The following is a 10,184-nucleotide window of genomic DNA, read 5'->3' on the forward strand; positions in this document are numbered from 1 at the left end:
CGCACGCGGAGGGCGTACCGCTGTGGATCGCGCGGCGCTACGCGCCCGGCCCCGCCGGGCCGGTCGCCGTCGCCGTGGACCGGCGCCTGGTCCGCGTGGACGTGTGGGGCCCGCACGCCCCCGCCGTACGCCTGCGGGCACCGTACGGCTTCCGCGGCGACTCCACCGTCCCGGGCAGCGGCCTGGTCATGACCGTCGGTGACACAACGGCCCGGCTCGTTCTCCAGAAGAAGTTCCGCAAGTCCAGGAGCAGCGTGGAGATACGCCTGCCCGACCGGCACTGGACACTGCGGCGCGAGAACGCCGAGAGCTCGTGGCTGCTGCGCGACGACCGCCGGGTCGCGCTGCTGACCCGTCCGCCACGCCGGCCGGACCCCGTACCCGGCACGGTGCTGCTGCCGCTGGCCGCCGTGCACCACGAGAGCCCCGACCCCCTGGACGCCGTCATGGCCCACGCGGTCGCCGTGTCCTTCGGCCTCGGGGACACGACGGGCCTGGCCAGGTTCCGCCCCCGCTCCGGAAGAGAGACGGACACCGGCACCTGGGAGCTCTCCTGGTTCAGCAACCTCGGCACCGGCCCCGACGACAACGAACGCGGCGGCGGCGACGGCTGGGGCAGCGACGGCGGGGAGGGCGGCGACGGGGGCGGAAGCGGCGGCGACGGCGGCGGTGGTGACGGGGGAGGAGGCGGCGGGGGCGGCGACTGAGCGGCGGGGACTCAGCGCATCGCGACCAGGACGACGCTGCCGAGCACGCTCGTGAGCACGAAGAACGGCGCGTTGAGGAGGCCGTAGTACAGCGGGCGCGGGAAGTTCGGGTTGATGGCGATCTGGAAGGTCATCGCGCCGAGGTAGCCGACGCCGACGAGCAGCCCGAAGACCACGGCGTCCCCCATGCCCGTGATGTCGAGCGCCTCGACGAGCACGGCGCTGGTCAGGACGGTGACGAGGAGACACGCCGGCGGCCCCGCCATGGCGACCGCCGTCTGCGCGGGCGCCGGCGCCCCCTCGCGGCCGAGGGCCACGGCGTACGGCTTGGCGATCACCACCGCGAACCACACACCGGCGAGCAGGACCGATCCGACGGCCACGACGGCGACGGCCGCCCAGTTGATATCGGCGAGAACGGAGAACACGCGCGGGCTCCTTGCGGCATGAGCGGTCCTTGCGACCGCCGGGGGCATGAGTCTCGGCGACGTACAGGACAGGTTGTGTCCGCTTTCCCACGGGCCCCTCCTGGTGATGAGCCGTGCGACTCGTACTGGATCCCAGACCGTCGACCGGTACGGCTTCCCTGCTGATCGGCGAGATCCAGAGGGACCCCTTCACCGGCACCGGCGGACCGGAGCCGCTGAAGGGGGCCTGTCGGGCCACCGGTCAGGCCGGATCGACGACGAGCACCGCCTTGTCCACCGGGCCACCGAGAAGGAAGTCGTGATCACCAAGGCCCGGTACCACTACTGACGGACCGGCCCGGCGGGGACCACGGCCCACACGGTCTTGCCGGGTGCGCCGGCGCGCGGGGCTGTTCCCCACTCCTCGGCCAGGGCGGCGACGAGGAGGAGCCTTCGCCCGCCGTCCTCCTCGCTTCCGGCGTCCCGTGCCTCGGGCAGCCGCTCGCCCCGCGCGTCGCTGACCTCGACGCGTACGTGCCCGCCGTCCTCCCTGCTGAGCCGCAGCTCGGCGTCCCGGCCGGGGACCCGGCCGTGGGTCGCGGCGTTGGCGGCCGGCTCGGCCGCGATCAGCTCGACGGAGTCGTGCGCCGGGGTGCCGTGGTGCCACCCCCAGGCGTCCATCTGGCAGGAGGCGAGCCGACGGGCGAGCCGGGCACCGCGCGGGGACGGGGTGAAGCGGAACGAGAACACCGTCTGATCGGCGAGGGGGAGCGGCAGCGAGGACCGCCGCTCCGTGCGGGGGGCCATGAAGGGGGAGGTGGCGAAGGCTCGGTATCCGGGGTTCTTCCGGCGGTACGCGGAGCTGGAGGCGCAGGCGGGTGAGCTGCATGCCTACTCGAACCATGTGGTGAAAGGGCTTCTGCAGACAGAGGAGTACGCACGAGCGGTCTTTCGTATGGGGCGGCCTCTGCTCGACGAGGAGACCGTGGAGCAGCGTGTGGCAGCTCGTATGGAGCGGAAGAAGTTCTTCGCACGGCGTCCGGCTCCTCTGCTCAGCTTCGTGATCGATGAGCATGTACTGCGTCGTCCTCTCGGTGGACCGGAGGCCCTGCGCAGTCAGCTGGAACAGCTCCTGCTTTACGGTCACGAGCGGAACATCGAGATTCAGGTCATGCCGACCGGGCGTGACGAATTGACGAGGCCGGCCTCGGGCGGTTCGCGCTCCGCGCGGCCGGTGTCGGGGGTGGCCTGGTCACGGTGGTTCCAGGCGGCCCGGCCGAACAGCCGGGACGGCCCGCACCCTGACACCGTGTCACGGTCCGCCCCCACCGACTGGTCCCCTCCGTCTGTTCATGTCCGATCGGGTGATCGCACTTTTTTCGCTCTGTTTATCGATTTAAATTCGATTTCCGTTCAGGTGACGGGAAAGTGGCGGGGAGGGTGTATGGCGGTGAAGTGAGGGAATCGGTTAATCTTCACGGGGGTGTCGATCGGCTGCATCCCGCACGTGTGCGACAGGGGGAAGCGTGCCGTGAAATTCCTGAAGTCACTCATGTCGAAAATCGGGCGCGCATCCGTCAGGGTCCACAGTGCCCTGGATGTCTATTCGGAGAAGATCACTCCGAAGAGCAAGGTGAAGCAGGCCTTCTTCATTCCGTCCTTCCCGCTCGTGGTCATGCTCGCCGTGTTCGCCGCATGTGCCGCGGTCGGGGTGGAATCGTCGCGGGAATGCCCTCCTTCCACTCTTCTGCACCTGGCCGTCCCTGCCTTCCGGGAGCACCCTTCGGAGTGCCGCGAACTGCCTCTCGTCGCCGACCTGCCGAGCGTCGCCCTCGGCGTCACCTCCACGCTCGCGGTGACGCTCTATCTCACCCTGGTCAGAAGACTCTCCCGGCTCCAGAGGGACCTTGTCGCCTCCGGGCTCGTGCGGCCCGAGAAGTTCAGGGTGGGGGAGCTCGCCGAGAAGCTTGAGCGACTCAACGGGGAGATACGCCTCGGACGCCTGGTCAAAGTGGTGCTGCTCGCCGTCAGCGCCCTCGGGAGCGGCTACCTGTACTGGGCGGCCTACAAGGGCGGCCGCGCCTTCTCCGACCTCTCCGAGATATCGAGGGACCATCCGAGCGAAGATGTCCTGCGCGCCTCCTGGTGGGCGAACTACACGGAACATCCGCTGCTGGCCGCCACCTGGATCGCCGTGGGGACGGCCGGGGTCTACTTCGCGGCGAAGCAGGCCTACATCTATCAGAAGATCCTGATGTTCTCGATCGGGTCCAGGAAACACTGGGTGTTCCAGTACGTACCGAGGGACCGCGACGACGACTTCGGCTGGAAGCCGGTCGGTGACGTCAACTCGATGGTTTATCTCGGCTTCCTGAACTTCGCCGTCTCCCTTTTCGCCGTCGCCTACATCCTGCAGGGCGCCCCCGGGAAATCGGGCAACACGGTCATCGGCGTCATGGCGCTGGTGGGAATCGGTGCGAACCTGGGTATCGTGCTGGCGCTCCTCTGGGTGATGGTCAAAAATCACCGGAACATCATCGTTCGGAAAAGAGCCGAAGTGAAAAGGCGCCTGCTGGAGCGTGGAGACGGTGCGGTCGCGTCGCGCGGCCCCTCCGCCGGCGAAAGGGACTTCTCCTACCTCTCCGTCCAGGGGAAACTGCTGTACGAGGCGCCCCGCTGGTACCCGCTGAGAGGCCGGCTCCGTCCCCTCCTGTCAGTGGCTCCCGGCCTCTTCGCCTTCTACAAAGCCGGCGCGGAACTCCTCAAGCTCATCCAGTGAGGCCGGGCCGAAGCGGCGCCCCAGGTCACGCGCCGCCGCGTCGCCCCCTGCGCATCCGTGGTGCCGTGACCACCGTCCACACGGTGTGCCGGGCCGAGGGGACACATCACGGCCCTCGGTGAGCGCGGAGGGCGATCCGCACTGTCAGTGGGGCCCGTTACCTTCGGGCCATGTCGATCACCGCACAACTGCGCGACTCGGTGAGGCTGCCGGGCGGGCGCGCACTGGTCAACGGGTTCGCGCTGGAAAGCCGTGGGGACGGCTCCTGCCGCGCCCTGCTCCGGAACGGGCACGAGCTGGAGGTCCACGACCTCCGGGAGCTCTTCGCGGGGGAGCGCGCGCCGACGGCCGTCTTCCCCCTGCCCTGGCCCCGGTGGGACCACGGCGTCCACTCGGTGAGTCCGGACGGCACCTTCGCGGTCTTCTCGGGGCAGCGCGCGGTACGGGCCATGGGGACGGACGGGAAGACGCTGTGGGAGTACCGGCACGGCTGCTGGGGTCCCGAGCTCGGTCACCCGCACACGGGCGACGAGCAGGAGGTGTGCCGTGGTTCGGAGCACGGCTCCTGCCGGATCTCGGACGACGGCCGGCTCGTGTGGGCGCATGTGGTGGCGGAGCCGGAGCCGGGCGGCTGGCAGGAGCGCTGGGTGGTCCTGGACGCCCGCGACGGACGGGAGCTGGGGTGGTTGCCGCTGGCCGGCGGGGCGGCCGGTTCGCACCACCTCTCCCACCCGGACGGTGTCCACATGGGGCTGAGCATCGGCATGGGCCAGGACGGCGTCCTGCTGCACTGGGCGCGCCGGGACGGCGGGAAGCTGACCGGCTGGGACGTGAACGAGGGACTGGACCGCATCCTGACGGACGTCCACGCGGGACACCCCGGCTTCCTGACGGTCGAGCACTACGGGGCGGACCTGCGCCTGCACGCCCTGGACGGCACGGTGATCGCCGAGCAGGAGCCGGGGGCGGCCGATGGCGACGACGAGGACGAGACCTACTGGGACTACGGCTGCGGCTTCGTCGACGCCGACACGGTCATCGCCTCGACGGTCGACGCCGACGAGGACCCGGAGCAGGCCCGCCACTGGCTGCTCGACGCCCGCACCCTGCGCGTACGCGGGGTGGTCGCGTACCCGACGGGCCCCGTCGACGGCTACGTACGCCCGCTCGGCGACGGGACCTGGCTCACGTACGACGACGAGAGCGGGACGCTCCACCGCTGGACGCGGGCGGCGGCACCCGGGACGAGGTGACCGGCCTGCCCCGAGGGTGCCCCCGGCTACGTGCGGTCCTGGTGAAGGACCCGGTAGGCGCAGGACGGGGGGCGGACGCGGTGCTCGTTCGGGCAGCCGCCGTTACGTCCCCGTCGGCTCCAACGCCCCCAGCCGCGCCATCAGGCCCAGCCGGTCGTACTGCCACCAGCCCTCGACGATCTTCCCGTTGTCGCCGAAGCGGAAGATGGTCGTGCCCGTCATGGCGGCCTTCCTCCCCGTCGCCGGGACGCCGAGGAAGTCGCCCTTGTGGGTGCCCTCCCAGCTCCACCGGGTGCACACCCGGTCCCCCTGCGCGAGCTGGTCCTCGATCCGGAACGCGAAGTCGAAGCCGCCGCGCCACACGTCCATCTCGCGCCGGAGGTGGTCGAGGCCGATGACGTCCTGCTCGTTGGCCGGATCGTGGTCGTGGTAGTGCTCCTCGACCAGGCCCGTCATCGGGGAGAGGTCGTCCTCGTCGGTGAGGATCTCGAAGAAGCGCCGTGCGGAGTCCGTGTTCAGCCGCGCCTCGCGCACCACGTCCAGGTCCGTGAAGGTCGGCATGCCGTCACACAGGGCCACCATCTCCCGGAAGATACGGTCGGTCTCCGGCAGCTTCGAGTTCCGCATCGCCTCCTCGTACGACGGGAACTCCACGATCTCGACGACGTGCGACGTGTCCGCGCGGTCCTTGCCGACCACCGCGTGCGTCGCCGTCCGCTTCCCCCTGGTCTGCTCGACCCACTGGTCCAGGAGCCGGTCGATCTCCTCGAACCGGCTGGTCCTGCAGTCGATGAGCTGTAGGAAGGTCATGGCTCTCGCCTCCGGTCCCCCCGCGTCCGGGTCGGTTCCGTCAGCACCCATTTTCTCCCGGGGAGCGGGCTCCGTCCCGCTGTGGCGGAGTGGCCGACGGGCCACCCCCGCCGGGGCCCGTGGCTGTCCCCGCCGGGGCCCGCGGCTATCCCCGCCGGGGCCCGTACTTCCGTCCCGTCCGCGAGGAGATCCCGCCCAGCATCCCGCGCGGGACCAGCTTCGCCGCCCCCATCAGCGCCTTGTAGCGCGGATCCGGGATCGACAGCGACTTGCCCCGGGCCAGGTCCGCGAGCGCCGCCGCGGCGACCTTGTCCGCGTCCAGCCACATCCAGTTCGGGATGTTGTCCGTGCCCATCCCGGCCCGCGCGTGGAACTCGGTGCGCACGAAACCGGGGCACAGCGCCATCAGCCGTACGCCCTGGCCGGCAAGGTCCTGCGCCGCGCCCTGGGTGAACTGCACGACCCACGCCTTGGACGCCCCGTAGGTCCCGCGCGGCACGAACGCGGCGGTCGAGGCGACGTTCACGACACCTCCGCGCCCGCGCTCGCGCATCGCCTCCACCGCTGCCGACGTCAGCCGGAGCACCGCCTCGCAGTGCACCTTGAGCATCCTCAGCTCGTCGGCCATGGGGACCTCGAGGTAACGGCCCCGGTGGCCGAAGCCGGCGTTGTTGACCAGCAGGTCGACGGGGTTCTTGCGGTCGCCGAGGCGGTCGGCCACCGCCTCGATGCCCTTGTCCTCGGCCAGGTCGGCGGTCAGCACCTCCGCCTCGATGCCGTGGCGGTCGTGCAGCTCGGTCGCCTGTTCGCGCAGCCGGACGGTGTCGCGGGCGACCAGCACCAGGTCGTGTCCGTCGGCCGCCAGCCGCCGCGCGAACGCGGCACCGATCCCAGCCGTCGATCCCGTAATCAGAGCCGTTGTCATGGCGCAAGAGTAGTTACCCGGAGGGGAGGCGTCCGCTTCGTGTCATCCCATGGACACGCCGTCAGGCCGTCGGCTCCGTCCCGTACTTCTCCACGTACGTCCGCGCCGCCGCCAGAGCCTCCGGATGCAGCGCCCCGCCCGCCGCCAGCAGCCGGGGCAGCAGCGCCCGCTCGGTCGTCACCGCGCGGAACTGCAACGCGACCGTCACCTCGTGATCCGGCCGGTGCACGATCCGTACGGCGTCGCCCGCGCGTATCTCACCGGGCCGGATCACCCGGAAGTACGCCCCCGGCGCACCCTGCTGCGTGAACCGCTTCACCCAGCCCTTCTCACCCAGATGGCCCTGGAAGGTGCGGCAGGGGATGCGCCCGGAGGTGACCTCCAGCACCACCTCGGGACCGACGGCCCAGCGCTCACCGATCAGGGCGCCGGACACGTCGATCCCCTCGGTGGTGAGGTTCTCGCCGAACATGCCGTTCGTCAGCGGGCGCCCCAGCGTGCGCTCCCACTCGTCGAGGTCCTCGCGGGCCACGGCGTAGACCGCCTGGTCGTCCCCGCCGTGATGCCGCCTCTCGCACACCGCGTCCCCGGCCAGGCCGCTCCCGCCGACCCCCATCGGCCCCGGCGCCGCCACCCGGACCGGCCCGTCCACGGGCTGCTTGTCGATGCCGGTCACGCCGTCGCGCTGGTCCGTGTACGGCACGGCCTTGGGGCGACCCAGGTTCACAGACAGAAGCTTCATGGGTCGCACGGTAAGCGATGAACGTCAAAGCGGCGACGTATTATCCGGCGCCGTGTCAAAGTTCGGCTTATCCTTGAGGTGTGATCGAAGCCCGTCATCTCCGTGTGCTGCGCGCCGTGGCCACCTCCGGTTCCTTCTCCGCGGCGGCCCGCGAACTGGGCTGCACCCAGCCCGCCGTCAGTCAGCAGATGAAGGCCCTGGAGGCGTCCGTCGGCACGCCCCTGCTCATACGCAGCGGCCGTGAGATGCGCCTGACGCAGGCCGGAGAGGCGCTGGTGCGGCACGCGGCCGGGATCATCGCCGGGCTGACCGCCGCCGAGGAGGAGGTCGCCGCCATCGCCGGGCTCCGCGCGGGCCGGGTCCGGCTCGTCTCCTTCCCCAGCGGCAGTTCCACACTCGTCCCCACGGCCCTCGCCGCCCTGCGCGCCGCCCACCCCGGCACCCGGGTCTCCCTGGAGGAGGCCGAACCGCCCCGCTCCGTGGAGATGCTGCGCGAGGGCGACTGCGACGTGGCCCTCGCCTTCCGGTACGAGGGGGCGGCGGGCGCCGAGGAGTGGGACGACCTGGTCGTACGGCCGCTGCTGTCGGACCGGCTGGTGGGACTCGTGCCCGAACGGCACCGGCTCGCCCGCGCGGAGTCCGTCGCCATCGGCGAACTCGCCGACGAGCCCTGGATCGCCGGCTGCCCGCGCTGCCGGGGCCAGCTGGTCGAGGTGTGCGAGACGGCCGGTTTCACCCCGCGCATCGACTTCGCGACCGACGACTATCCGGCCGTCGCCGGACTGGTCGGCGCCGGACTGGGGGTGGCGGTACTGCCCCAGCTCGCCATCGAGTCGGTACGGCCCAGGGGAGTGCGCACCGTGGCACTGGAGCCCGCCGTGCGCCGGGAGATCGTCGCGCTCACCCTCCCGGACCTCGCCCAGGTGCCGGCGGTCACCGCGACGCTGGAGAAACTGGCCGGGGCGGCCGCCCGGTAAGAGGGGTTCCGGGTACGTGGTCACCGCGCGTGAGGAGCGGTTGATCACCCCCAGTGACGAAACAAGGGCACGCGTGCGTGCCCCGTGCTCTTGAGGAAACGTTCCTTCAGTTGTTCGAAGCGGCGTGCCCGCCGCCGGCCGATGCCGACACCAGCCGGTTGCGCGCCCGTCCCATCAGCTCTTCGCGCTCGTCCTCGGTCAGTCCGCCCCACACGCCGTACGGTTCGCGTACCGCCAGCGCGTGTGCGGCGCACTCGGCGCGCACCGGGCACCTCATGCAGACCTCTTTGGCCGAGTTCTCACGGGCGCTTCGAGCCGCACCACGTTCGCCCTCCGGGTGGAAGAAGAGCGAGCTGTCCACCCCGCGGCAGGCAGCCAGGAGCTGCCAGTCCCACAGGTCCGCGTTCGGTCCGGGAAGGCGGGAGAAATCTGCCATTGCGTGACCCCTTGTAGCCGTTCTGGGCGGATCCGGTGTCCACGACCGTACAACTACGATCCAAGGAGATGAAAATATGACTCATTGCGAATCTAGCCCTAGACACCAATGAAGGGGAAGAAAAGGGGCTGAATGGGGCACGGGTTGTGGTGAAAGTTCGGGGGTCCGTCGCGCATGTCGTCATCGTGTCCGCCTCCTCACGTAGAGTGCCGAAGGTGGCAGACGGCCCCGTAACTCTTTCGAGTGACCGTCGTTGAGAGTGCGAGGCGGTTGAAGGGACAAGCGCTCGGGCGGGTGTCCGAGACGGTCGACCGCACAGGTGACGATTTCGTACCAGCCTGGAGGCTCAAGGTGACGCGCATCAGCTGCGGAGGGCGGCCATGACTTCCGTCCTCGTCTGCGACGACTCCCCGCTTGCCCGAGAAGCGCTCCGCCGCGCGGTTGCGACCGTGCCCGGCGTCGAGCGCGTGACGACGGCTGCCAACGGCGAGGAAGTCCTCCGCCGCTGGGGAGCCGACCGCTCGGACCTGATTCTGATGGACGTACGCATGCCCGGTCTGGGCGGCGTCGAGACGGTCCGACGGCTGCTGTCCGCCGACCCCGGAGCGCGCATCATCATGCTCACGGTCGCAGAGGACCTCGACGGTGTGGCGCTCGCGGTGGCGGCCGGCGCACGTGGCTATCTGCACAAGGACGCCTCCCGCGCGGAGCTGCGCGCCACGGTCACGCAGGCGCTCGCCGACCCGACCTGGCGGCTCGCCCCGCGCCGGCTGCGCTCCGCCGAGATGGGTGCGGCCCCCACGCTCACCGCGCGGGAGATCCAGGTCCTCGAAGGCATGAGCCACGGCCGCTCCAACGCCGAGATCGGCCGCGAGCTGTTCCTCTCCGAGGACACCGTCAAGACGCACGCACGGCGGCTCTTCAAGAAGCTCGGCGCGTCGGACCGGGCCCACGCGGTGGCGCTCGGCTTCCGGTGGGGCCTGGTGCGCTAGGGCCGACCCGCGTCGCGATCACGCCGGACGGCGAGCGGGGCCCCGGGCCCTGCACCGCGGGACGGCGGCGGGAGCCGGGGCGCGTGTGCCCCGGCGGGGATTCCGGCCACGTGCCCGGCGGCACGGATCGACGGGACGGTCGGAGCGTGGCCGACG

Annotated in this window: 11 protein-coding genes and 2 pseudogenes; 7 read left to right on the forward strand and 6 right to left on the reverse strand. The window is 70.8% G+C overall.

The window, feature by feature from the left end; all coding sequences use genetic code 11:
* The coding region (locus tag B7767_RS45695; protein ID WP_143652201.1) for a hypothetical protein at window positions 1-707 on the forward strand (707 nt) is incomplete at its 5' end.
* A gap of 11 nt (window positions 708-718) precedes the next feature.
* On the opposite strand, the gene B7767_RS04335 is transcribed toward B7767_RS45695, so the two are convergent.
* Entirely contained in the window at window positions 719-1,135 is a 417-nt protein-coding gene (locus tag B7767_RS04335; RefSeq protein WP_085570949.1) for a DUF1761 domain-containing protein, read from the reverse strand.
* A 161-nt stretch (window positions 1,136-1,296) separates the two neighbouring features.
* Here B7767_RS04335 and B7767_RS04340 point away from each other — a divergent pair.
* A pseudogene (locus B7767_RS04340) lies at window positions 1,297-1,463 on the forward strand (Txe/YoeB family addiction module toxin); the annotation flags it as partial.
* Here the strand turns inward: B7767_RS04340 and B7767_RS04345 are convergent.
* Window positions 1,457-1,921, reverse strand: coding sequence for an ATP-binding protein (locus tag B7767_RS04345; RefSeq protein ID WP_085570950.1), 465 nt, complete (start codon window positions 1,919-1,921; stop codon window positions 1,457-1,459). The pseudogene B7767_RS04340 and the gene B7767_RS04345 overlap by 7 nt on opposite strands.
* On the opposite strand from B7767_RS04345, the pseudogene B7767_RS04350 reads away from it, so the two are divergent.
* The 3 genes and pseudogenes from B7767_RS04350 to B7767_RS04360 form a co-directional block, all read left to right on the forward strand.
* Window positions 1,914-2,306: pseudogene (locus tag B7767_RS04350) on the forward strand (DUF5753 domain-containing protein); the annotation flags it as partial. The gene B7767_RS04345 and the pseudogene B7767_RS04350 sit on opposite strands and share 8 nt — an antisense overlap.
* A gap of 339 nt (window positions 2,307-2,645) precedes the next feature.
* The gene (locus B7767_RS04355) at window positions 2,646-3,893 is read left to right on the forward strand and encodes a hypothetical protein (RefSeq protein ID WP_143652203.1); all 1,248 of its coding nucleotides are present in this window, start codon (window positions 2,646-2,648) and stop codon (window positions 3,891-3,893) included.
* A 170-nt stretch (window positions 3,894-4,063) separates the two neighbouring features.
* A complete protein-coding gene (locus B7767_RS04360; protein WP_085570952.1) occupies window positions 4,064-5,146 on the forward strand; it encodes a PQQ-binding-like beta-propeller repeat protein in 1,083 nt (360 codons plus the stop codon).
* 102 nt (window positions 5,147-5,248) lie between these two features.
* Here B7767_RS04360 and B7767_RS04365 read toward each other — a convergent pair whose 3' ends face one another.
* From B7767_RS04365 to B7767_RS04375, 3 genes are all read right to left on the reverse strand, one after another.
* Window positions 5,249-5,956: an ester cyclase gene (locus B7767_RS04365; RefSeq protein ID WP_085570953.1), complete on the reverse strand. Its 708-nt coding sequence runs from the start codon at window positions 5,954-5,956 to the stop codon at window positions 5,249-5,251.
* A 145-nt stretch (window positions 5,957-6,101) separates the two neighbouring features.
* Complete coding sequence (locus B7767_RS04370; RefSeq protein WP_085570954.1) at window positions 6,102-6,881, reverse strand: SDR family oxidoreductase; 780 nt, start codon at window positions 6,879-6,881, stop codon at window positions 6,102-6,104.
* Between the two features lie 61 nt (window positions 6,882-6,942).
* Window positions 6,943-7,623 carry an MOSC domain-containing protein gene (locus B7767_RS04375; RefSeq protein ID WP_085570955.1) on the reverse strand — a complete coding sequence of 227 codons (681 nt, stop codon included), beginning with the start codon at window positions 7,621-7,623 and terminating at the stop codon, window positions 6,943-6,945.
* 80 nt (window positions 7,624-7,703) lie between these two features.
* Between B7767_RS04375 and B7767_RS04380 the strand changes: the two genes are divergently transcribed.
* The gene (locus B7767_RS04380; protein WP_073932703.1) at window positions 7,704-8,600 is read left to right on the forward strand and encodes a LysR family transcriptional regulator; all 897 of its coding nucleotides are present in this window, start codon (window positions 7,704-7,706) and stop codon (window positions 8,598-8,600) included.
* Window positions 8,601-8,706: 106 nt separating this feature from the next.
* On the opposite strand, the gene B7767_RS04385 is transcribed toward B7767_RS04380, so the two are convergent.
* Window positions 8,707-9,036 (reverse strand): WhiB family transcriptional regulator, encoded by a 330-nt coding sequence (locus B7767_RS04385; RefSeq protein ID WP_085570956.1) that lies wholly within the window; start codon window positions 9,034-9,036, stop codon window positions 8,707-8,709.
* Window positions 9,037-9,416: 380 nt separating this feature from the next.
* Between B7767_RS04385 and B7767_RS04390 the strand changes: the two genes are divergently transcribed.
* The gene (locus tag B7767_RS04390) at window positions 9,417-10,028 is read left to right on the forward strand and encodes a response regulator transcription factor (protein ID WP_003948568.1); all 612 of its coding nucleotides are present in this window, start codon (window positions 9,417-9,419) and stop codon (window positions 10,026-10,028) included.
* Window positions 10,029-10,184: the final 156 nt, after the last annotated feature.

This window comes from Streptomyces sp. 13-12-16, from assembly GCF_002114215.1.
Classification (GTDB): domain Bacteria; phylum Actinomycetota; class Actinomycetes; order Streptomycetales; family Streptomycetaceae; genus Streptomyces.

Bases quoted from the DNA above. Each gene is read 5' to 3' on its own strand.
- B7767_RS04345 (WP_085570950.1), bottom strand. From the start codon at position 1,921: ATGGCCCCCCGCACGGAGCGGCGGTCCTCGCTGCCGCTCCCCCTCGCC.
- B7767_RS04360 (WP_085570952.1), top strand. From the start codon at position 4,064: ATGTCGATCACCGCACAACTGCGCGACTCGGTGAGGCTGCCGGGCGGG.
- B7767_RS04365 (WP_085570953.1), bottom strand. From the start codon at position 5,956: ATGACCTTCCTACAGCTCATCGACTGCAGGACCAGCCGGTTCGAGGAG.
- B7767_RS04370 (WP_085570954.1), bottom strand. From the start codon at position 6,881: ATGACAACGGCTCTGATTACGGGATCGACGGCTGGGATCGGTGCCGCG.
- B7767_RS04375 (WP_085570955.1), bottom strand. From the start codon at position 7,623: ATGAAGCTTCTGTCTGTGAACCTGGGTCGCCCCAAGGCCGTGCCGTAC.
- B7767_RS04385 (WP_085570956.1), bottom strand. From the start codon at position 9,036: ATGGCAGATTTCTCCCGCCTTCCCGGACCGAACGCGGACCTGTGGGAC.
- B7767_RS04390 (WP_003948568.1), top strand. From the start codon at position 9,417: ATGACTTCCGTCCTCGTCTGCGACGACTCCCCGCTTGCCCGAGAAGCG.